Annotated in this window: 18 protein-coding genes; 11 read left to right on the top strand and 7 right to left on the bottom strand. The window is 42.5% G+C overall.

What is annotated here, in order from left to right:
- Positions 1–174 precede the first annotated feature (174 nt).
- The 4 genes from ACVBJC_RS06400 (at position 175) to rlmM (ending at position 3,612) form a co-directional block, all read left to right on the top strand.
- On the top strand, positions 175–1,086 hold the full coding sequence (locus ACVBJC_RS06400; protein ID WP_447160048.1) for a transcriptional regulator GcvA: 912 nt from the start codon (positions 175–177) through the stop codon (positions 1,084–1,086).
- Positions 1,067–1,804, top strand: coding sequence for an alpha/beta fold hydrolase (locus ACVBJC_RS06395; RefSeq protein ID WP_447160047.1), 738 nt, complete (start codon positions 1,067–1,069; stop codon positions 1,802–1,804). Before ACVBJC_RS06400 ends, ACVBJC_RS06395 begins: the two co-directional genes overlap by 20 nt.
- 78 nt (positions 1,805–1,882) lie before the next feature.
- Positions 1,883–2,269, top strand: coding sequence for a DUF423 domain-containing protein (locus ACVBJC_RS06390; protein WP_447160046.1), 387 nt, complete (start codon positions 1,883–1,885; stop codon positions 2,267–2,269).
- A gap of 260 nt (positions 2,270–2,529) precedes the next feature.
- Positions 2,530–3,612: a 23S rRNA (cytidine(2498)-2'-O)-methyltransferase RlmM gene (rlmM, locus tag ACVBJC_RS06385; protein WP_447160045.1), complete on the top strand. Its 1,083-nt coding sequence runs from the start codon at positions 2,530–2,532 to the stop codon at positions 3,610–3,612.
- Between the two features lie 105 nt (positions 3,613–3,717).
- Here the strand turns inward: rlmM and ACVBJC_RS06380 are convergent, their stop codons facing one another.
- Entirely contained in the window at positions 3,718–4,728 is a 1,011-nt protein-coding gene (locus tag ACVBJC_RS06380; protein ID WP_447160044.1) for an isocitrate dehydrogenase, read from the bottom strand.
- A gap of 253 nt (positions 4,729–4,981) precedes the next feature.
- Here ACVBJC_RS06380 and ACVBJC_RS06375 point away from each other — a divergent pair, with 253 nt between their 5' ends.
- Together ACVBJC_RS06375 and ACVBJC_RS06370 are read left to right on the top strand one after the other, a co-directional pair.
- Entirely contained in the window at positions 4,982–7,777 is a 2,796-nt protein-coding gene (locus ACVBJC_RS06375; RefSeq protein WP_447160043.1) for a prolyl oligopeptidase family serine peptidase, read from the top strand.
- A gap of 592 nt (positions 7,778–8,369) precedes the next feature.
- Positions 8,370–8,591 carry a hypothetical protein gene (locus ACVBJC_RS06370; protein WP_447160042.1) on the top strand — a complete coding sequence of 74 codons (222 nt, stop codon included), beginning with the start codon at positions 8,370–8,372 and terminating at the stop codon, positions 8,589–8,591.
- Positions 8,592–8,668: 77 nt separating this feature from the next.
- Here the strand turns inward: ACVBJC_RS06370 and ACVBJC_RS06365 are convergent, their stop codons facing one another.
- The 5 genes from ACVBJC_RS06365 to ACVBJC_RS06345 all read right to left on the bottom strand — a co-directional run bounded on the left by ACVBJC_RS06365 (position 8,669) and on the right by ACVBJC_RS06345 (position 15,268).
- A complete protein-coding gene (locus ACVBJC_RS06365; RefSeq protein ID WP_447160041.1) occupies positions 8,669–9,055 on the bottom strand; it encodes a DUF3192 domain-containing protein in 387 nt (128 codons plus the stop codon).
- Positions 9,056–9,187: 132 nt separating this feature from the next.
- A complete protein-coding gene (xni, locus tag ACVBJC_RS06360; RefSeq protein WP_447160040.1) occupies positions 9,188–9,946 on the bottom strand; it encodes a flap endonuclease Xni in 759 nt (252 codons plus the stop codon).
- A 36-nt stretch (positions 9,947–9,982) separates the two neighbouring features.
- Complete coding sequence (gene ppnN / locus ACVBJC_RS06355) at positions 9,983–11,335, bottom strand: nucleotide 5'-monophosphate nucleosidase PpnN (RefSeq protein ID WP_447160039.1); 1,353 nt, start codon at positions 11,333–11,335, stop codon at positions 9,983–9,985.
- Positions 11,336–11,414: 79 nt separating this feature from the next.
- Positions 11,415–12,971 carry a diguanylate cyclase domain-containing protein gene (locus ACVBJC_RS06350; protein WP_447160038.1) on the bottom strand — a complete coding sequence of 519 codons (1,557 nt, stop codon included), beginning with the start codon at positions 12,969–12,971 and terminating at the stop codon, positions 11,415–11,417.
- Between the two features lie 119 nt (positions 12,972–13,090).
- Entirely contained in the window at positions 13,091–15,268 is a 2,178-nt protein-coding gene (locus ACVBJC_RS06345; RefSeq protein ID WP_447160037.1) for a tetratricopeptide repeat protein, read from the bottom strand.
- 127 nt (positions 15,269–15,395) lie between these two features.
- Here ACVBJC_RS06345 and ACVBJC_RS06340 point away from each other — a divergent pair, with 127 nt between their 5' ends.
- A complete protein-coding gene (locus tag ACVBJC_RS06340) occupies positions 15,396–17,207 on the top strand; it encodes a M61 family metallopeptidase (protein WP_447160036.1) in 1,812 nt (603 codons plus the stop codon).
- A 99-nt stretch (positions 17,208–17,306) separates the two neighbouring features.
- Here the strand turns inward: ACVBJC_RS06340 and rdgC are convergent, their stop codons facing one another.
- Complete coding sequence (gene rdgC / locus ACVBJC_RS06335) at positions 17,307–18,218, bottom strand: recombination-associated protein RdgC (protein WP_447160191.1); 912 nt, start codon at positions 18,216–18,218, stop codon at positions 17,307–17,309.
- Positions 18,219–18,507: 289 nt separating this feature from the next.
- Here rdgC and ACVBJC_RS06330 point away from each other — a divergent pair, with 289 nt between their 5' ends.
- The 4 genes from ACVBJC_RS06330 to ACVBJC_RS06315 all read left to right on the top strand — a co-directional run bounded on the left by ACVBJC_RS06330 (position 18,508) and on the right by ACVBJC_RS06315 (position 22,998).
- The gene (locus ACVBJC_RS06330; RefSeq protein WP_447160035.1) at positions 18,508–19,458 is read left to right on the top strand and encodes a porin; all 951 of its coding nucleotides are present in this window, start codon (positions 18,508–18,510) and stop codon (positions 19,456–19,458) included.
- A gap of 275 nt (positions 19,459–19,733) precedes the next feature.
- Positions 19,734–20,423: a phosphate regulon transcriptional regulator PhoB gene (phoB, locus tag ACVBJC_RS06325; RefSeq protein WP_447160034.1), complete on the top strand. Its 690-nt coding sequence runs from the start codon at positions 19,734–19,736 to the stop codon at positions 20,421–20,423.
- A 112-nt stretch (positions 20,424–20,535) separates the two neighbouring features.
- Positions 20,536–21,846, top strand: a complete 1,311-nt coding sequence (gene phoR / locus ACVBJC_RS06320; RefSeq protein ID WP_447160033.1) for a phosphate regulon sensor histidine kinase PhoR — start codon at positions 20,536–20,538, stop codon at positions 21,844–21,846.
- A gap of 180 nt (positions 21,847–22,026) precedes the next feature.
- Entirely contained in the window at positions 22,027–22,998 is a 972-nt protein-coding gene (locus ACVBJC_RS06315) for a PstS family phosphate ABC transporter substrate-binding protein (protein ID WP_447160032.1), read from the top strand.
- Positions 22,999–23,063 lie beyond the last annotated feature (65 nt).

Raw genomic sequence — 23,063 nt, 5'->3', positions numbered from 1 at the left:
TAGCCTCCAGGCTAAAATTTGGGTTGTTAGACACGCCCCATTACGTCGTAGAGGTTGTCCAACTAGTATCATTTCGTTGGGGCAGATTTTGAACAAAAAGACTGGCCTTTACAAACGATAAAATGTAACAATGCGCATTAGAAAAACTAATTAAAAATCGGGATCCAGATCACTATGGCAAGACGATTACCTCCCCTAAATGCTGTAAAGGCATTTGAGGCTGCAGCTAGGCATTTAAGCTTTACTCGAGCAGCTGAAGAATTGTTTGTTACTCAGGCAGCAGTGAGTCATCAAATTAAAGCATTAGAAGAGTATCTTGGATTAAAACTGTTCCGTCGTAAGAACCGTTCATTGCTGTTAACCGAGGAGGGACAAAGCTACTTTCTCGACATTAAAGATATCTTTACTCAGCTTGCCGATGCGACTGACAGATTGTTAGCCCGAAGCGCCATCGGTTCGCTTACAGTAGCCACCTCGCCTAGCTTTGCTATTCAATGGTTAGTGCCTCGGCTGGCTAAATTTAGCGAGAAAAATCCTGAAATTGACGTAAGGATTAAAGCGGTTGATGATGAGGATGGTTCACTCACCGATGATGTTGATGTGGCCATTTATTACGGCATGGGCAACTGGCCTGGTATGCGTGCCGATAAGCTTCGAAACGAAGTGCTAATTCCGGTTTGTTCCCCCTTATTATTGAATGGTCCTAAGCCGCTAGAGAAGCCGAGTGATCTTAAAAACCATACCTTATTGCATGACTCTAGCCGCCAAGATTGGCTGGCTTGGTTTAGGCAATGTGGAATTACTGATATTAATGTGAACCAGGGACCGATATTTAGTCACTCTTCACTAGTGTTACAGGCGGCTGCTCACGGGCAAGGCGTGGCGCTAGGCTACAGTGTGCTGGCAAGGCCAGATATCAAAGCGGGTCGTTTGGTCTGTCCATTCCCTGAAGTTTTAGTCAGTAAGAATGCATATTATCTAGTGTGCCAGCAAAACCATGCCGAGATAGGTAAGGTTGCGGCCTTTAGAGAGTGGATGCTTGATATGTTCGAAGAGGAGACTCGTAGTGAGCTGCTTACAGGATAAGTTAAAGCAAGCGTATTTAGAGGGTGTGCTAGCAGAGGCTGTTGCGAGCTTAATTCACGAGAAACACGAGGAGTTCGTTTTTGATGCCAGTCAGTATCTGGTTGAGGAGCCCAGTAGCAATAGTGCAAACAGTGACACGCTGATCGTATTGGCTCATGGTGCAGGGGCAAACATGCGCCATGAGTTTATGACGGCCATGGCCAAAGGTTTAGCCGAGAGTGGCGCGCGTATCGTGCGATTTAACTTTCCTTACATGCGCGCCAATGCCATTGACGGTAAACGTCGTCCGCCCGATAGAGCACCAAAGCTTATCGCCGATTATGCACAGCAGCTTAGTATTCTAAAACAGCAATTTAAGCCTAATAAAGTCTACTTAGTGGGTAAATCCATGGGTGGGCGCATGTCGACAATCTTGGCCGAGAGCCTAGAGGTTGATGGTGTGGTGTGTTTAGGTTACCCCTTTATTCCACTCAGTGGCGGTGAACCGCGTTTAGCGCCTATAGAGAATTGTTCGGCCCCTATTATGGTGATCCAGGGCGAGCGTGATAAATTTGGGCACAAAGGCTTGGTTGAAACTTGGCCGATAATGAATAAGGTTCAATTGCATTGGTTAATTGATGGCGATCATGGTTTTAAACCGCGCAAGTCGTCAGGGACTACCTTAGCAGCTAATCTGGAACAAGCTATCTCGCTTATCAATAGGTTTATTGCAAAATAATAATGGGCAATGCACGACTTGAATATGGCACTCAAAGTGGCATTGATGAAAGTTGACTGTAATCGTTTGGGAGGTTAAATGCGTAATGGATTTTTGCTGCTTGCAGCATTAAGTGGTTTCATCGCTGTGGCATTAGGTGCTTTTGGTGCACACGGACTGAAAAATGTGGCGCCAGCAGACTTAATTGCCATCTTTAATTTAGGTGTCGAATATCAGTTTTATCATACCTTCGCACTTATCGTGGTGGCTTTTTCGGGACACTGGATTAAGTCTCGTTTGCTGGATTGGGCGGGTTATCTGTTTATCGCCGGTATGGTGTTGTTTTCGGGGTCGCTATATTTATACGCATTAATCGGTGCAAAATGGACTGGGCCTGTCACGCCAATAGGGGGTGTTTGTTTCCTACTTGGTTGGTTGTTTATTGCGCTGGCTGTTTGGCGTAATCGAGTCAAAGAGCTGGATTAACTGCGGCGTTTTTAACTGGGGTGTTTGCAAGAAAATAGAGCGTACTCAAGTCATGTAGTCAACCCGAGTAGCGATATTAAATTTTAGACAGTACACAGCTAAGCTTGAACAGTGTAAAATAGCGGGCAACAACTTTGTTGGCCGCTTTTTTGTATCAATTATTCAAATACGTTGGCTGTTTTAAGCGCTATGCTTTGAAGCCAAGTGTCGTTTTTATAATGAGACTTTGATTGATATTATTTTTATCTTCAGGAAATTCAATGATAAACCTATTTTTATTTTGCCGTGCTGGTTATGAAAAAGATTGCGCAGCTGAGATCCAAGTGCGTGCGGCTGAGCTTGATATTGGTGGATTTGTAAAAACCAACACCAATGATGCTTATGTCATTTTTCAGTGCTTCCAAGCCGGCGATGCTGAAGTTTTAGCTAAAAACATCAGTCTGGACTCACTTATTTTTGCTCGGCAGATGTTTGCTGCAAAAGAGTTACTAAAAGGCTTACCTGAACAAGATAGAATCAGTCCGATTGTTGAAGCGTTAACACAGGTCAATAAAGCGGGTGAATTGCGCGTTGAAACGCCTGATACGAACGAAGCTAAAGAGCTATCTAACTTCTGCCGTAAGTTTACCGTACCGCTTAGACAGGCATTGAAAAAGTCGGGCACACTGCTTGAAAAAGAAAACCCAAAGCGTCCTATTATTCATGTGTGTTTTGTCGCATCAGGCCAGGCTTATGTGGGTTATTCACTGAGTAATAACAGCTCGCCTTATTTCATGGGGATCCCAAGACTTAAGATTGCATCCGACGCGCCGAGTCGTTCGACCCTAAAGCTTGATGAAGCATTTATTCACTTCATCCCTAAAGAAGAGCAAGAAACTCGCTTAAGCAGTGGTATGAAAGCGGTGGATCTTGGTGCTTGCCCTGGTGGTTGGACATATCAGCTTGTGAGACGCGGTATGTTTGTTGCGGCTGTCGATAACGGCCCAATGGATGAAGGTTTGATGAATACTGGACAGGTAAAACATTACCAAGCTGATGGATTCAGATTCGAGCCCCCAAGAAAGAACATCACTTGGCTTGTGTGTGACATGATTGAAAAGCCATCTCGCGTAGCTGAGCTTATCGAAGCATGGGCGATTAACGGTTGGTTTAAAGAATCTATCTTCAACTTAAAATTGCCTATGAAAGCACGTTATAAAGAAGTGTCGACGATTTTGGCGACGATGGATGAGATCTTAAAAGAAAACGGTGTTGATGATTTCTCTATTGCTGCTAAGCATTTATACCACGACCGTGATGAAGTGACGGTTCACCTTTGCTTGCGACCAAATCAACCTTGGTAACCAGTTAACTGTTAGTCTAGCTCCAGGCTAGGCTGATGCAGAAAGCATAAAAAAAGGCCCCATGTGCAAACATGGGGCCTTTTTAATACTGCAGGTTAAAGCAGATTAAGATAGACGTTCAATCACAGCCTGAGTGAAGTCAGTCGTGCCGTGAGTACCACCAAGATCGCGAGTGGTACGATCGCCTTCTTCGATGACTGCAGTGATTGCTGCGCGAATTAGCTCAGCTTTATCAGACATGCCCAAGTACTCAAGCATCTGAATTGACGCTAGGACGACAGAAGTCGGGTTGGCTAGGTTCTTACCTGCGATATCAGGTGCACTGCCGTGTACAGCTTCAAAAATAGCGGCGTCGCTACCTATGTTTGCACCAGGTGCCATACCTAGACCACCAACAAGACCTGCACAAAGATCCGATAAAATGTCACCAAATAGGTTAGTAGTAACAATGACATCGAAGTTTTCTGGGTTCATGACCAGCTTCATGCAGGTTGCATCAACAATCATCTCTTCAGTCGTGATGTCAGGGTAGCGCAAGCTAACTTCACGGGCGACTTTCAAGAATAAACCTGACGTTGACTTCATGATGTTCGCTTTATGAACGATAGTCACCTTTTTACGGCCTTCTTTACGTGCAAGCTCATAAGCAAATGTGGTGATCTGCTCTGCGCCTTGACGAGTAATAATACTGGTCGCTTCGGCAGTGGCGCCGTCCTCAGATACGGTTTGACCTAATCCTGAGTACATACCTTCAGTATTTTCACGAACAGTAATGATATCGATATTGTCATAACGAGCCTGAGTCCCCTTGAAAGATAGAACAGGGCGTACGTTTGCATAAAGGCTAAATTGCTTACGCAGGCTAACGTTAATAGAGGTAAAGCCTTCTCCAACCGGTGTAGTTAGCGGGCCTTTGAGAGTAATGCGGTTCTTTTCGATAAGTTCTAAGGTACGCTGAGGTAATAATTCACCGTGCTTTTCTAATGCAACCAAACCCGCATCTGCAAACTCATACTCAAAATCACAACCTGCTTTATCAAGGATTTTTAGTGCTGAATCGATAATGCTTGGGCCAATCCCATCACCAGGGATTACGGTTATAGTTCTTTTTGTCATGGATAGTCCTACCAAGGTTAGGCGTTACTGCAATTGTGTAACCATGTCTTAGGACACGGAAAGTAACTTTAATTTATTTTCTTTTTATTCGACGTATTTTAAACACTTTTAAACAACTTTCACAGTAAATAGTGAGCAATCTCACGTTTTTTTCTGTAGGGTAACTTGCATAAATAACTGCTTATGACGATGATTGTTCGTTAGAAGGTTAAAAAGTCTACTTTAGTCTAATAAAATAATAATGAGGAAGACCTTGAAGTCACTACCTATAAAGTCATTATTGCTATTATCGACAAGCTTGCTGTCTGCAAACTTGATGGCGGCCACAAATAGCATCACCCCCGACGATATCATGCGATTCGAATCGCTTAAAAAGCCTATTCTTTCAGATGTGGGCAATATACTTGCGGTTGAAGTCGCACCGGATCGTGGCGATAGCTACGGTTTAGTTAACAGCTTAATTGCAAATAAACAGTTTAGTGTACAAGGTGGCAGCAAGCCAAAAATTAGTCATGACGGCCGATTTGTAGCATTTGTTGATGCGGTGCCTTTACTTGATTCAGAACAAGCGACCAAGAAAGCTAAAAAGAAACTTAAGCCTGGATTAGTTTTGTTAGATACCACAACGGGCAAAGAGATACGTTACAAAGGTGTTAAATCCTTTGAATTCAACGAGACGGGTAGCCATTTAGCGATTTGGTTTGAAGCTGATGAAAGCAAAAAAGATGACAAATCAGCTGATAAACCTGAAAACGGTCACAAAGAGCTAAAAGTTGATGATTATGATAAAGGCTCACTTGTTGAGTTGGTATCACTTAACAATATGAAATCAATAAGTTTTAAAGATGTTACCGCACTTAATTTTGATAAGTCAGGTATGCATTTCGCTTTAGCGATAAATAATATTGAAACGAATAAGCATGAACTAAGACTGGTTAAACTTGCTGACAATACCGCATCGATTGTACAGAGTTTAAAACAGCAACAACTTGGTTCAATTGCATTAAGTAACGACGGTAAGTATTTAGGCTATACCTATGGCGACGTTAATGCAGCCCCTTATGGTCGAGAATATCAACTCTCATTGTTAAACCTTGAAAATAACAAGGTGACTTTGGCGCCTCAAGCTGTCGAATGGACCTTGAATCGTTACGCGGATTTGCGATTCTCTGATGATAGCCAACGTTTGTTTTTCGGTCGTGTACCACAGGTGAGTCAGCAGTTAGACATTGCTAAAGTTGAAAGCCAGGCGGATCTATTTGATAAAGATGTGATTACCGCTAACCGCGAATTAAGGGTCTGGCATGGCGACGACCCTCGCATTAAACCCCATGAAGTGAAGCAGTATAAAAAAGAGTTGAAGCGCACTTATTTAGCGGTATTACATGTTAATGGTAACTACCTTGTGCAGCTTGGCGACCTGAGCGTTCCCGATGTTGAGGTGCAGCAACAACAACGCTTTGCGCTCGCAAGTTCAGATCTGCCGTATCGCAAGATGATTACCTGGGCAGGTTTCTATCGTGACTTTTACTTGGTCGATCTCAATACTGGCCGCAAGATCCCGCTATTAACTCAGCAAAGTAGCTCTGATGAACCTGAATTGTCACCGGGTGAGAAGTTTGTCTCATATTACTTACACGGCAACGTCTTTTTATATGAAATAGCGCAGGATAGACGTACGAATATCACTAAAAGCTTGGGGGTTTCGTTTGCGAATGAAGATCATGACTACCCATCAAACGCTCCAAGTTATGGCTTAGGACCATGGATTAGCGGCGACAGTGGATTATTGCTCTATGACAAATTTGATATTTGGCAGGTTAATACGGCCTCCCATGAGGCATTTACGTTAACCGCTGGTGAAGGCCGTAAGCAAGGTGTTCAATATCGAATCACTGGACTGGTGAAAGATAAAGACTATCCAAGTGTGCTAAATAGTGATGAAAAAGTGCTGCTGCAGGGTTACAGTGATATCACTAAAGGCGATGGCTTTTATCAAGCTCAAGTTGGTGTGGCGGGAGTTTCGCCATTAATGAAGGGGGATTATAAGCTAAAGCTACTCGCACGCAGTAAAGATGCTAAGACGATTGTGTATTCAAAGGAGCAGTATGATCTGTTCCCCGATCTTTATAGTGCCAGTTATGACTCCGTGCAAGATGCGACTCGTCAAACAAACTTCGATAAGCAGCGTGAAGCTTTTAATTGGAGTCAATCAGAACTCGTACAGTGGACTAATGGTGACGGTAAACCACTTGATGGTGTATTGATTAAGCCGACAAATTACGTTGAAGGAAAACGTTATCCGGTGTTGGTTTATTTTTATCGCTTTATGAGTGATAGATTACACGCTTTCCCGCAGATGAAGATTAATCATCGTCCCAATTTTGCTTGGTTTGCTGATAATGGCTACGCAGTATTCTTACCGGATATTCGCTTCGAAGTGGGTTACCCTGGTGACTCATCAGTACAAGCATTGACCTCAGGTGTGCAGCACTTGATTGATATCGGAATTGCCGATCCAAAGGCTGTCGGTATTCAAGGTCACTCTTGGGGGGGGTATCAAACAGCATTTGCGGTGACAAAAACGAATATCTTTAAGGCTGCAGTTACAGGTGCGCCAGTGTCGAATATGACGAGTGCTTATAGCGGTATTCGCCACGGTAGTGGCTTAGCAAGACAGTTTCAGTATGAAACAGGCCAAAGTCGTATTGGAGAAAGTTTATTTAAGTTACCACAAAAGTATATAGAGAACTCTCCGGTATTTTATGTTGAACGCATTAAAACACCGATGATGATTATGTTTGGTGATAAAGATGATGCGGTGCCCTGGGAGCAGGGGGTTGAGCTGTATTTAGCGATGCGCCGAGCGGGTAAAGATGTGGTGTTCTTGCAGTATGAAGATGAGCCTCATCACCTGAAAAAATACCCCAATAAACTCGACTACAGTATTCGCATGATGGAATATTTCGACCATTACTTAAAAGGGGCTCCAGCACCTAAATGGTTGAGTGAAGGTGAGGCTTATACTGAGTATAAAAAGGCAGATTGACCCAATGGGTTGTAGCTTGTCTGGCGAGTTATTGCCTGTGTGATTAATCGCTAGCTTATGGCTCTCTAGCTTACAGAGCTCTAGCCGATAGCTATCTGCTGATAAAGTATGAATTGATAGCGTGTTAAATGCCGAGGTGTAGACCTCGGCATTTTTGTTTCAATAAAACCTGTTTCGCTTGGGCTATCTTTTTAGCATATTTATAGCCTATAAAAAGTAACGGTTTCATATGCAAATAGCCGAGCAATAGCTCCTGCGCTATTAGCTGTTTTCATGACTAACATTAGCTGGTGACAGATTAGCTTTGCGTTAAGTGTCTATACTTTTAAAGTTTTAATATGCTAATGGCTGGTTAACTTCTGACTTAGTTTTGGGATTAGTTCAGGCTTAGTTTTGGTAATAGTTTTGGAAATAGTTTTGGTAATAGTTTGGTAATTAGCTCTGAGTTAGCAGCTGGGCAATGAATGTCAGACTGTATTTGGCTATTGGCTATTTGTCATCAGATTGTCATGGTTACCTCATTATTGAGGTAATCATCATCTGGTAATAATCTAGTGGCAACCTAAGCAAAACTCATCAACAAGGATCGTAAATGAACAAGCTACAAAGTATGTGCTTAATGAGTGTATTGGTATTGGCTTTACCGTTATCGGTGAGTGCCAAAGCACCATTAGAAGGCGAGCCGGAATGGGAAGCTAAAAAGCAATCAAGCAAGATTAAGCAATCAGAACAACAACGATTATTGCAACAGCTTAAGCAACGAGAGGAAGCGGAAAAAAAGGCGAATCAACAGCTGGAGAAAGAGAGCCAGTAATTATCAGCTTTTATTATTGTATAAGTTGAGCACTAAAAAGCAGCGATAACTTTCGCTGCTTTTTAGTTTTGTAGCGCTTAACTGTCTATCGAGCTTGCCAAATACTGATTATAGGTATCTTCTCCCCAGGCTATAAGCTTACCCTGTTTGAAGAGTAAAGGAGTGCACTCCTCTTTGGATGTTTCACCATCTGAGGTCTTATGATGAGTACGGTAAAAGAGTACTTGTAAGCTCTGCTCGTCAGATATTTTGGCTTCAGTAAAATCAGCTTTTCCGAACAAGGTTTTAATTTCTTCGATAGTTTGGCCAATAATCACTTCATTCATCAGCGCTTTATTGTAGGCTTGCCTATCTTCCCAATCCATTTCATCTGGACTGGGATCATACGAGACCATAATCACGGCGACAAAGGCGACATAAGCCACAAAGATACTGATGACAATGACTGGGAGTTTAGATTTCATCCTAGTAGTGCTTCCTTCACATAATTCTTTCTGTAGCGTTAAGGTACTACTTGAATGCCGCTAGGTAAATGCTGTGTGAGCAACTTTGTGTTAACAATTGTAAGTGTGGGCTACTGTTTATACTGATTGGTTTTATGGTTCAATTCTAAACTGCTTTAAATTGACATTCAAAGGTAGTTCAGTTTGCAGTTGAACCAATTTATAGCTTAGGCGCGCCATCTGTTTGCCTTGTTCAAGTTTTTTGGCTTGTTTAGACCCCACTTTATCGATGGAGCTGTAAATATTAGCTAAGGATCTAAAAATTTTGAGTAACTCAACGGCTGACTTAGGGCCAATGCCCGGAACGCCAGGAATTTTATTGCCGCTATCACCCGCAAGCGCTAAATAATCGATAAACTGAGCACGTTCAACCCCCAACTTTTTCTCCATCTCTTCGATAGTTAAATAGTCTTGATTAAAATGATCCCAGCGCTTGATACTAGGGTGGCTTAACTGACTAAAACCTTTGTCGGTCGAGACGATAATTGCTTCGCCATTCATGCTACTCAGTTTAGTCGCCAAGGTTGCGATGACATCATCAGCTTCAGAGTCTGCATTGATAGAGTTAAGTTGATGCTCTGCAAGATAGGCTTTGAGATCGTTAAGACCATTAGCCAGCGCTTCTGGCATAGGTTTACGGCCTTTCTTATAGTCTTCATATAGGGCTTTACGCCATGAAATGGCATCACCATCCCAAACGATAGCGGCATGACTGGGCTGATGGAACTTAAGTAGTTTACGACATGCACCATTGACTCGTTCTTTAAGCCCTGTGATATCGGATTCATTTGGCTGTGCGGCGTGAATGCGCCGCACTAAGTTCATGCCATCTATAATAAGAAATTTATTCATCTATTCGCTTTATTTCTAATTTTCTTAGTTAAGTGGTTATTTAATGACTTTGTAGCAGGGAACGTAAGCGCTTCCTGGTAGTTTCATACGCTGCTGTGATACAAAAGCGCTCAATAGGTCATCCATTAGTGCCATAAGCTTGGGATCTCCTTTAAGCTCAAAGGGCCCATTGGCTTCGATAGCTTTAATGGTGTCCATTTTAACATTACCAGCTACGATACCTGAGAATGCTTTTCTAAGGTTTGCAGCGAGCTCGGCTTTATTGGCTTGAAAGTGTAGATCTAGGTTACTCATTACCTCATGAGTCGGCTCAAATGGTAGCTGGAATTCAGGTTCTATTTTTAACGACCACTGATATTGATATGAGTCACCATTTTCTCTGCGGAAGGTTTTAATCTCTTCCATTGCCTGTTTTTGAATGCGAGCCACTTTTACTGGATCATCAATCACAATCTGGTACTTACTTTGAGCTTCTGCACCTAAGGTCGCGCCAATAAACTCATCGATACGTAGAAAATACTCTTCACTTTCTTTAGGCCCTGTGAGGACTAATGGAAAGGGAATATCTTGATTATCTTTATTAAGCAAAATACCTAACAGGTAGAGTAACTCTTCGGCTGTACCGGCACCGCCTGGGAAAATAATAATTCCGTGACCTAAGCGAACAAACGCCTCTAGACGCTTTTCAATATCGGGCAAGATCACCAACTCATTTACAATCTGATTCGGTGGCTCTGCAGCAATAATACTCGGCTCTGTTAGACCAATATAGCGGGCGTGATTAATTCGTTGCTTAGCGTGGCCAATCGCCGCACCTTTCATAGGTCCTTCCATTGCGCCAGGACCACAACCGGTACAAATATCGAGTTTACGTAGACCTAATTCATAACCCACTTCACGAGTATATTGGAATTCAATAGGGTTGATACTGTGACCACCCCAACAGACAACGACATTGGGATCCAACATCGGCATTGAGCGGGCATTACGTAGGATATCAAAGACCACGTTAGTGATGTGATTAGCATTGGTGAGATTGATGTGCTTGAGGTTCTCGTATTTGTCATTGATATACACGATATCTCTGAGTACCGAAAACAGGTGTTCTTGGATCCCCGCAATAATTTCACCGTCAACAAAGGCTTCTTCTGGCGGATTGATCAGTTCAATCTTAATGCCGCGCTCACGGCGCAGGACACTGATATTAAAATCACTAAATTGGGTGAAGAGGCCTTCGGCATTATCACTTTGTAGGCCTGATGCGAGAACGGCGAGTGAACAGCTACGGTAAAGCTGATAAAGTTCACTCTTTGCGTTTTGTTTTAATCGATCAACTTCCAGTTGTGACAGTTGATCTAGGCTTCCACGAGGACTAATTTTTACAATCATAGCAACTCCTTGAGCAGTGATAGGCAAGCTGTCCCACCAAGGCAAATGTGATAACGGGCGTTATCACAAGGGGATGTGCTTAGAAGTCGATAATGACTCTATCTCTGCTTTCGTTTTTGGCTTTATATAGCGCTGCGTCAGCTCGATCGAATGTTTCTGTTATGAGCTCATTTTCAATAATTTGTGCAGCGCCTATAGATACTGTAACCGTAATTCTCTGATTTTTAAACTTAAATGGAATACTTTTTACTTTTTCTCTCACTCGATTAAGTAAAGGTTGAATATCACTTTCGGCAATGTCGGGCAGTAAAAGCACAAACTCTTCGCCACCATATCGAGCGACAAATTCAGATTCTCTTAGAGCATTTTTTAGTGCCATAGCAATAACTTGCAATGTTTTATCACCAGTGCTGTGACCAAAGCTATCGTTGATGGTTTTGAAATGATCAATATCGGCAACAGCAACCCATAATGGCTGTTTAGTGCGCTTATAGTTGCGATACTCAATATCCATACGTTCTTCTAACGCACTGCGATTCGGCAGTTGGGTTAATGAGTCTAACAGGTTTAGTTTTTGCTGCTCGAATAAGCGCTCTTTATATGATTCAGTTTCTTTCCCAAGCAGTTTGAGCTCTTGACGCAATGCTTCAACTGACTGCTTTAGCTGGGCTTGTTCTCTATTTTCAAGCTGTTCTTTACGAGACAGAGACTTGCGTAAAGAAGACAGGTGAAGGGTTACCTGATTTTTCAGTTCATCAATATTATCAACTTCAATTACCGCCTCTCCCACATTATCGACTTGAAAGTTGATATCGCGATTAAGCTGCTTTGTGACTTGAAAACTCTTTACCGAGTGACTATATGAATCAGTGACCACCTCTTGAACATTGCTCAGTGCATTATTGAGTATGTATAGAAACTCTTGCGAGGCGGTTTTTTCTCTCGCAATATTATCGAGTAGAAGACCAAGTACAACTTGGTAAGCATCAAGTAAGGTATCGAGTTCAAACTCTTCAGTTAATGAGCGCTTAATTTGAGAGACTTGCTCTCGCTGCTCTTTTCTAAATTCAATTTCTGACAGCAGTTGTGCAAGCTCATGAGCTGCTTGCCTATGACGAGGCAAAATTTCAAACTGATCCCCAAAACTTAGTTTTTCTTTTAAGATTTCATCATAAAAGTTAACCACTTTTTCTACTTTTGGAATGTAATCCCAATAGGTATGGAATGGCTTAAGCAGATCTTTTTTGAAGTAAGAAATCTCTAGCTTTAATTTACTCGGTAGAGATTCAACTCGCTGAATTTGGCTCACCATAGTGGCTAATGATTGGCGACTGTCTTCGAGCTGCAGCATCACTCGGGCATATTGCTGTTTAAGGATGGAGTCTGCTTCATTGAGATCTGAAATTGAGTCTTCGAATTGACTAAATTTGGTTAACTTGTGGCGCAACTTGGCAAGTTTGTTATCAAGCTCTAAATTTTGACCTTTACAGGCAAGGCTTAATTGAACAATAAATTGTATGAGGATGTTCAGCTTTTCATTTTGCTCTTCGCTCATCTCATCTAACGCCTGTCTAGCAGCAAAGAGCTTCTGCTGTAACAGACTTAATTGAGACGTACTTATGGCGGCATCCTTCATGCTTATTTTGGTTCCTATAAATTACGCAAGCTAAAAATGAATCTTAAATTTAAGCACTTATCTTACCAGTAGTCTTTAAAAAGAGAAATTAACATCGGCCAATGCCGAACTTTAAATGCTTATATGGCTACTTTGTCATCATTGATATCGATATTTTGATGACTCTTCCATCTTGGCCAAATGATCTCTTCTTTATTACCATTGGTTTCAACTTTAATTATGCCACGAACAATGCTTTTTTCGATATTAAGGTAAAGTGGCTTGTTAAATATTCCAGCTGAAGCAAAATTGAGTGCTTTCATTGTGACAAAATAGTCTTTCTCACTGCCTAATGTTTTGGCGGCAGATAACATCATCTGTAGGCTGCCAAAGTGTTGTCCAGCGGTCAGTTTGATAGCTAAATCACCTAGAAGCGGTAGGTGCAATATCCCCATATGAAGACTGGTCTCACCAAAATTGTCATTAATAACGCTTCTAAGTGTTGTCAGTAGGCTATTGGGTTCTATGGTTGAATCAAAACTGATTAAAAATAATCCTGGCCGGATAATGTAAGACTGGCACTTTAGGCTAGTTGTAATAGCGAGTAACTGCTGTTTATTCATATCAGTATTACACTGATAACCTTGAATCAAATCAGAGTTTAGTTGATCAGAAAGTGAAATCAGAGCCAGTGTTTTTATGGGCTTATTGTGCTGCGCGGCATAATCTAGCTTAAAAGCTAAATAGCCTGGAAGCTTTGTAAATGGTTCGAGTCGCTGAGCTTGAGCCAGGTTAGCGTTGACCACACTGAACTTGCTTTTAAGTCGCCATTGCTTGATTAATAACAACAGCATTAGGCAAAGGGCAAAGATGCAGAATAGGCTAACTAAGCGAGCGGCATAGAGCTGATCACTTTTTGACTGTAACGCATTTTGGCTCTGACTTAAATTGAGCTTAAGTTTTTGCTCAATGATTTGCGACTGTTGCAGATCAAATTCACTCGATTGCAGCTCAGATTTGCTATCGAGTTGGTTAAGTATTAAAACGTTGTTATAGGCATCTTCATAGTGGCCAAGCTTTTCTAGTGCATCAATTTGTCTGGTTAATGCTTGCTTTAACTCGTTATTAAGCTGTTTCGCCTTGGCGATTTGAGCCGCTTTTTTTGCGTAATTAAGAGACTTTTGCCACTCGCCAGTGCTTGCTGTCACTTCTGCAATCAAGAGGTTGTTATAAACTAAATAGTGATCACTCTTTTTGGAAGTGAAAATCTTATTGGCTCGCTCAAGGTTAGTCAGTGAGCTTTTTAAGTCGCCTATCTTAAAGTAGGCCTCACCTAGGTTATGTAAGTTGAGGCCTAGACCAATATAATTGCCGAGTTTAGATTCAATCTGTTGTGCATTTAAGTGGTAATCAATCGCTTTGTACCACTGCCCTTGGCGGGCATAAATCATCGCGATGACCGTCATTGATGATGAAACATAGTTTTCGTTACCTAGCTTGCTAAAAGATTCGGCGGCGTTGTGGGCCGATGTGAGTGCCTCATCCCAAGATTCTAGATCGCGATAAACCCTCGCAAGTTGAAGTTCAATATGGGCGTTAAGAGAAGAGTGCTCTCCGCCACGGGTATACTTTACCGCTTCAGTGTAATGAGAAAGCGACTTGCCTAATTGATTTTGTTTATAAAAATACTTACCTAATATCGATTCAGTTTGGGCGATGAGGTAATTATTATTGAGCAGCTTTGCAGTAGCTGAGAGCTTTCTTAAGTGCTGCAGTGCAATCGCCTCTTTACGCAATATCATGTGCATAACACTGAGATCTTCTTGCAAGGTATATAGCAGTACTTGCTCGGCCAGGTTGTTTGAATGCTCTATCAAGGGCACCGCTTGTTGATAATGCTCGATAGCGCTGGCGTAGTCTTGTTGGCTTCTTCCAGCATAACGCCCTTTGAGCATGAGCAAGTAGCTTTTATCAAATGGGCTGTCGCTGATATGTTTAAGTTGCTCTATGAGCCGTTTCGCTGCGATATAACGGTTTTTATCTTTGTTATAAAGCGCCATCTTTAAGCGAGCCGATAGCTGAATGTCGCGCTTTAATTCTTCGCTTGAGAGGCGCATCTGTTGACTAAATAGGCTAAACGCTTGTGCAGAAGTGAAATTGGGTAATGCCGGTAGCGTTTTTGCTAAGGATTGCTCAAGTACTTTAGGTGCTTCCCTTAACTGCACTTCCGTTAAAAGCTCATCTCTTGGCGCAGCATAAACATGGCTGGCACAAAATGATGAAAGTGTGAACGATAATAGGGTGATGAAAATACGCATTAACATGCCAGTCCTTGTACTTAATCGTTAAATTAAGCGCCTGATTTTTGTTATTCTTTGGCCTAATTAAGTCTTATGTTATATTTTGCCGACTCAATGAAAACAATAATAACAGAAGGACGCGAGAGTGAAACCTGTAGTTCCCTTAATCTTAACTTTTGGTGCTTTAGCCTGTACTCATGCCATTGCCGACGTAAACTACCAGATCGACTTAACGAGCCCCGAACATCACTTAGCAAAAGTAACCGTCGTCTTTCCTGAAACTCAGTCAAAGGCTTTAGTGGTTAACCTGCCTGTATGGCGCACGGGTAAATATCAAGTATTGCCATTGGCCGATGCAGTGAGAACTTTTACTGCAACCGATGATACGGGCTCAGTGCTACCTTGGACGAGAACCGCAAGCGGTGAGTGGACAATAGCCTTAAGTGAACCCACGAGTGTAACGGTCAATTATCAGCTTTATGCCAACAAATTGGGGCAACGAGTCAACCATATCGATGCAAGCCATGCTTTTTTAGATGCCAGCGGTACCTTTGTTTATAGCCCTGAATTTAAGCATGAGCCTCTAACGGTCTCGCTTAATGTACCTAGTGATTGGAATAGTTACTCGGGGATGGATAGCGGCAATAACGCGCATACCTTCACTGCTAATAATTACGATATCTTAGTTGATTCGCCAATAGAGACGGGGATCAGTGAGCATCGAGAGTTTAGTGCAGATGGTCGGGATTATGAATTAGTGGTTTGGGGAGAGGGCAATTATAACATTGACCAAATGGTCACAGACTTGAGCAAGCTTAGCGGTCAGGCAGAGGTCATTTGGGATGATTATCCGTTTGAACGCTATGTCTATATGGTACACGCTACCAGTGGCGCTCGCGGGGCAACAGAGCATTTAAATTCGACCATTATTCAGCGTCCACGTTTTAGCTATCGAGAGCGTAAAGACTACTTAGGCTTTATCAAAACGGCCTCACATGAGTTTATTCATACCTGGAACGTCAAAGCGTATCGTCCTGATGGATTGGTGCCATACAACTATCAAGATGAAGGGATCACTGAACTATTGTGGATTGCAGAAGGCTCTACGAGTTACTTCCAAAGTCAATTATTACTGCGCGCAGGGGTGATGACGCCAAAAGAGTTTCTCGAAGACTTAGCAAAGCGAGTGGCACAAAGTGAGCAGACTCCGGGCAGAGAAGTGCAATCAATTGCCGAAGCGAGTGCTAATCAGTGGGCAAGTAGTGGTGGAGATTACGCGGTTAATCACAGCACGAACATCTACTCAGAAGGCTACTTAACGTCATTAGCGTTAGATTTTTCTTTACTTGAAGAAACCAAACTTAAACGTTCATATCGCGATGTGCACCGTAAACTCTACAATGAGTATCGTCTTCCTGTGGGTTACACCATTAGTGATGTGAAACAGATTTTAAATAGCGTTGCAGGAACCAGTTATGAAAGCTGGTGGCAGGAGTATGTTAACTCGCCAGTAAGCTTAGACTTTGATCGCTTACTGGGTCTAGCGGGATTGAAAACTAGCTATGGTAAAGATGCCAAAGTAGAGCCTTTTACTGGCGTTACGTTAGCGTCAAATTCCTTGGTGTTATCACAAGTGCTCCGCAATGGCCCAGCATGGAATGCCGGCATCGTGCTTGGCGACGAGGTCGTTGCGGTTAACGGCCTTAAGGTTACCGCGGCGGGTTTTGAGTCGCGCATTAAAGACTTCAGTGCGGGTGACACGATAAAAGTGACGCTATTTAGTAATGACAGACTAAAAGATGTCGAGCTTAAACTGGGTGACAAGCAAAGTGGCAAGCTGGTCATTACCAGTGTTGATAAGCCAAGCCGCTCACAAAAAGCCTTCTTTAAGGCGTGGTTAGGTGTTGATTGGCCCTTCGATGCAGATGGCCAGCTAAAAGCGACTAAATCGGACTAAAACTGACCGAGTCTGACCGAGTCGTCATAAAACAGATTAAATAGTCTTAACGAAAAAGGCGCCATTTGGCGCCTTTTTATTGGGTAATAGCAAGCGTTATTAGATACTGTCTTCTAGGCCACCAAGCGCCTCAACAACCGCATTGATAAGCGCGATAAGCTCGCTGCTCATTAATGCAAAGTCAGCATCAAGTCTTGCCATCGGGTCGTCGTTGCCTAGGTCGTCGTTATCAGCTCTAAACTCTTCAGAGAACTTAAGGCGCTTAATCGCGGCATCGGACTGCAATACAAACGCAATTGATTGACCAAAATGCAGTGCTAACTTATGCACTTGCTTACCGACTTCAATATGTGCCAGTACTTCGTTTTCGCTTAAGTCTTGCTGCTTAAAGCGAACGATACCGCCTTCGTCAGAATCGCTCTTAAGCTCAGCTTCATCTTGCATTTCAAAGGCGGGTGGTGTTTTGCCTTCTTTTAGCCATTCAGTTAGCTGAGTTTCAATTGGCGTCTTAAAGCTGATTGGAATAATAGGTAGCGTGCCAATTGCTTTACGCAATAAAGCCATTAGTTCTTCAGACTTAGCTGCACTAGAGCTGTCAACGAGCACCATTTGAATTTCAGGTAAAATCAATGCACGAATTTGGCTACGACGAGAAAAAGCACGTGGTAATAAGGTCGTGGTGATCTCATCTTTAAGTGCGTCTTTTTCTTTCTTAGCGAGTTTACGGTTTTCTTCAGCCTCAATTTGACTGACTTTTTCTTCAAGTGCTTCTTTGATTACTTGAGACGGTAAAATCTTTTCTTCTTTAGTCGCGCAGATTAGGTGTCTGTCGCCAGCGGTGTGGATCAAAGTTTCGCCATGCTTGCCCATGGCCTTAGAGAATCCAAATTTACTGATGTCTTGGCTTGAGCAAGGAGAGAAAGTGAAGTCTTCCAGTGATTTTTCTAGTGAATCAGGGTCAACAGAGAAAGGCTTGTTAAAGCGGTATACAGTTAGATTTTTAAACCACATAGATAAGTGCTCAATCAAAATTAAAGCCGCAGTGTAAGGCATTGTCCGGTTCGGGTAAACCGCCTCATTGCCATCTTGGATCCTCATTATGCGACATTTCATTAAAGTGTCACATTTCTTACACTTTGGCTAAAAGGCACGCTAGCTCTGGGTTAGCGGATCTCAGTCGCTCAAGATTTAATAAATATGTCTTTATTCACTCTTTGCTGAAATAAAAATGCAACAAATCATCTTCATTATGGCGCTCGTCCGAACCAATAACTAAGACGAATAACGTCAAAAGGATTAAATGATGAACGTTTTCTGTAAAACTCTACTGGCTTCAGCTCTTGCTACTGCAACACTTTCTTCTGCTTATGCTGCGGACCCTCTTACGGTTTACGGCAAGCTAAATGTGACTGCACAGTCAAACGATGTAAATGATGAATCAACAACGACGATTCAATCTAATGCTTCTCGTTTTGGTGTTAAAGGTGCTTTTGAACTAAGCAACTCTCTTGAAGCGTTTTACACGATTGAATATGAAGTTGATACGGGTGACTCAAGTAAAAATAACTTTGAAGCGCGTAACCAGTTTGTTGGTCTTAAAGGTAATTTCGGTGCATTCTCTGTAGGTCGTAACGATACCATGCTTAAGATTTCACAAGGTAAAGTTGACCAGTTCAATGACCTATCTGGTGACTTGAAAAACTTGTTTAAAGGTGAAAACCGTATTGAACAAACAGCAACTTATGTAACGCCTTCATTTAGTGGTTTCAAAGTCGGTGTGACATATGCTGCTGACGGTGCAGGCTCGCAATACGGACAAGATGGATACAGTGTTGCGGCTATGTACGGTGATGCCAAGCTGAAGAACTCACCAATCTTTGCTTCTGTTGCCTATGATGCAGACGTAAAAGGTTATGAAGTTGTACGTGCAACGGTTCAAGGTAAAATTGCTGGGCTTAAGCTAGGTGGTATGTACCAGCAGCAAGAAGAGACGTATGAAATTGACGGCACGGCAACCGTTGGTGCAAAAAGCAAATCAGGTTACCTGTTAAGTGCAGCTTACCAAATTGAAGCGATTGTATTAAAAGCGCAGTATCAAGACATGGAAGATAAGGGGGATTCTTGGTCAGTTGGTGGCGATTATAAGTTAGGTAAGCCAACTAAGTTATTCGCGTTCTACACCAGTCGCTCATATGAGAAGGTTTCAAACGACGACAACTACGTAGGTATTGGTCTAGAACACAAGTTCTAAGCTGAAACTTTATTAAAAGGGGCTTAGGCCCCTTTTTTGATCTGGGCTTAAGTATGCTGTTTAATGGCATATTTTATGTTTGCTTTCGGCTATAGACTAGCGGCATCTGTACATAAATAAATACACTGCTAGCTAATGGAAACTTGGTATAAGCGGAAAGTAATATTTATGACAAAAATATCGTTTAATATGGCAAAATATCTCGGTGTTTAATATTAATGTCACAAAAGTGACCAATAATAGCATCGTAGAAATTCACTGATAGAAGATCGATTATGACTGCAAGGATTTTGATAGTTGAAGATGAGTTAGCCATCCGTGAGATGTTAACTTTTGTTTTGGAACAGCATGGTTATACCACTGTCGCTGCTGAGGATTATGACTCTGCACTCGATATGTTAACTGAGCCTTACCCGGATCTCGTATTGCTCGATTGGATGTTCCCTGGTGGTAGCGGTATTCAGTTAGCGAAGCGCTTACGCCAAGACGAATTCACTCGTCATATTCCTATTATCATGTTGACTGCGCGTGGCGAAGAGGAAGATAAGGTACGTGGCCTGGAAGTCGGCGCCGACGACTTTATTACTAAACCTTTTTCACCTAAAGAGCTAGTGGCACGGATTAAAGCTGTAATGCGCCGTAGTGCGCCTACTTGCCTAGAAGATCCTATCGATGTTCAAGGCCTGCAATTGGATCCTGTTAGTCACCGCGTCACTGTCGGTGAAGACGTGCTTGATATGGGACCCACAGAATTTAGATTATTGCATTTCTTTATGACCCACCAAGAACGCGTGTATAGCCGTGAGCAACTACTCGATAATGTTTGGGGGACTAACGTGTATGTTGAAGATAGAACTGTTGACGTACATATTAGACGCTTAAGAAAAGCGGTAACTCAATCAGGTCACGATCGCCTTATTCAGACCGTTCGCGGTGCTGGTTATCGTTTCTCTACCAGACTTTAGTTTTATATCAATCGTACTAAATATGTGATTGGTATTATACCCCATAGGCACAAGGTTGATTTTACGCTATCTTGTGCCGAGTCCTCCCATATGGTCGTTATATTGGTAACACATGTTTGATTCATATTCTGGGTACCGTTTAGTTTCCCGATTGGTGATTTATCTGGCTTTGTGTTTGTTGGTCGGTTTGCTTGTCGGTGAAGTGATTTGGATTTTGTTATTCGGATCGATTTCTCTGTTAATTTGGCATTATCGCCAATTATCTCGTTTAAATTTTTGGCTATGGCATGATCGCCGTCTTACCCCCCCAAATGGCAGTGGCAGTTGGGAAGGGGTATTTAATGGTATCTATCGCTTACAAGGAAAAAATCGTAAACGAGTGTCACAGCTTGCGTTTTTACTTGGACGTTTCAGGCAAGGTGCCGAAGCACTACCTGACGCAGCAGTTGTATTAGACTCTGAACATAATATTTTGTGGTGTAATAAACTGGCGCAATTGCTGTTAGGTTTTGTATGGCCACAAGATAATGGGCAGCGGATCGATAATCTTATTCGTCATCCGGATTTTTCCGCTTATCTTAAAAATAATGAATACCAAGAGCCGTTAGAGTTAGCGTCGCCTCAGTCTGAAGGGCATATTCTTGAAATCCGGATTATGGGCTATGGTGCAGGTCAACTGTTATTGATTGCCCGTGACATTTCCCGAGTTCGTCAGCTCGAGGGGATGCGTAAAGAGTTTGTCGCCAATGTATCTCATGAGCTAAAAACGCCATTAACAGTGCTGCAAGGTTACTTGGAAATGATGCAGTCTATGGCAGAACCAGATTCGCCGAATGTCAGGGCGATGGAGCTGATGCAGCAGCAAACAACGCGAATGCGCTCTATGGTTGAGCAGCTGCTGGCATTATCAAGAATTGAAGATGCCAGCGATGTGAATTTAGAGGTTAAGGTTAGTATGTCGCAGATGATAGATATCTTGCGTGATGAAGCCTTAGCCTTGGCGCAAGAGCAGTATGACGTTAGTTTTTATTGTGAGCCTGGGCTTGATGTATATGGCAATGAATTACAGCTCAGGAGTGTGTGCTCGAATCTGATTTCTAATGCGATTCGCTATACTGAACCTGGTGGTAAAATTGAGATAAGCTGGCGCAAGATTGCCATTGGTGGTTTGTTTAGTGTTAAAGATAATGGCGAGGGGATTGCACCGCAGCATATTGGTCGGTTAACCGAGCGTTTTTATCGAGTCGATAGTGCGCGCTCAAGCCAGTGCGGTGGTACAGGTCTGGGGCTGGCGATCACCAAGCATGCGCTGCATCATCACCAAAGTGAACTCAATATTGCCAGTCAGTTGGGTAAGGGCAGTACCTTTAGTTTTGTGATCCCGCAAAACTTAATTGAGTATACGGTGCCAGATCACGAATAATGCGGCTGCTTTTAAAATAAGTGTCATATAAAAACAGGCTTATGCCTGTTTTTTTTATCAATAGGTCTAAATTTGTTTAGCTTGTCATCGAAGTGTCACTTAGTAGTAATAGACTTGTCATCAATGGAGTCAATACTGACAGCGTTTTAAAATACTAAGATATCAACACTGGAGCAAAGAATGAAACTGAAACAACTTGTTGGCGCGGTAAGTTTTACTGCAGCGACTGTATTTTCTGCAGCATCAATGGCTGAAATCGACCAGTCTTTACCAACTTACGAAAAGACGAGCGGCGTGTCAGGTAATTTATCTTCTGTTGGCTCAGATACATTAGCGAACATGATGACGCTTTGGGCTGAAGACTTTAAGCAGCTTTATCCAAACGTTAATATTCAAATTCAAGCTGCAGGTTCTTCTACTGCGCCACCAGCATTAACGGAAGGTACTTCTCAGTTCGGCCCAATGAGCCGTAAGATGAAGCCAAACGAGGTTGAAGCATTTGAAAAGCATTATGGCTACCAGCCAACGGCTATTCGTGTAGCAATTGATGCCTTAGCGGTATTTGTGCATAAAGATAACCCAATCGAAGGCCTGAGCATTGAGCAGATCGATGGTATTTTCTCTTCTACTGATAAATGTGGCGGCGGTGATATTACTCGTTGGGGTGAAGTGGGTCTTGATGGCGGCTGGACGGCGAGAGATATACAGCTTTACGGTCGTAACTCAGTATCTGGTACCTACGGTTACTTCAAAAAGAAAGCGCTATGTAAAGGTGACTTTAAAGCGAACGTAAACGAGCAGCCAGGTTCAGCTTCAGTCGTGCAGTCTGTCTCTCAATCACTTAATGCGATTGGTTACTCGGGTATTGGGTATAAGACTGCTGGCGTTAAAGCGGTTGCGATTTCTAAAAAAGGCACAAACTATATCCCAGCTACTGCAGACAATGCGGCAACGGGCAAGTATCCACTGTCTCGCTACCTATACGTATATGTGAACAAGCATCCAAACAAAGATCTATCGCCAATGGATCGCGAATTCATCCGCTACGTACTATCGATGCAAGGTCAACAAATTGTTGAAAAAGACGGTTATGTTGCACTACCACGCAGCGTTATCGCAAAAGATTTAGCTAAAGCTGGCATTCGTCTTTAATGATGAGTTAGCACTCATCTTAAACGATGAATAGTGAACAAAGAAAAGGCCTCTAAATAGAGGCC

It is taken from the genome of Shewanella sp. 0m-6 (assembly GCF_052977325.1).
The sequence above is the reverse complement of the archived record's forward strand: the minus strand, read 5'-3'. Positions and strand labels throughout refer to the sequence as shown.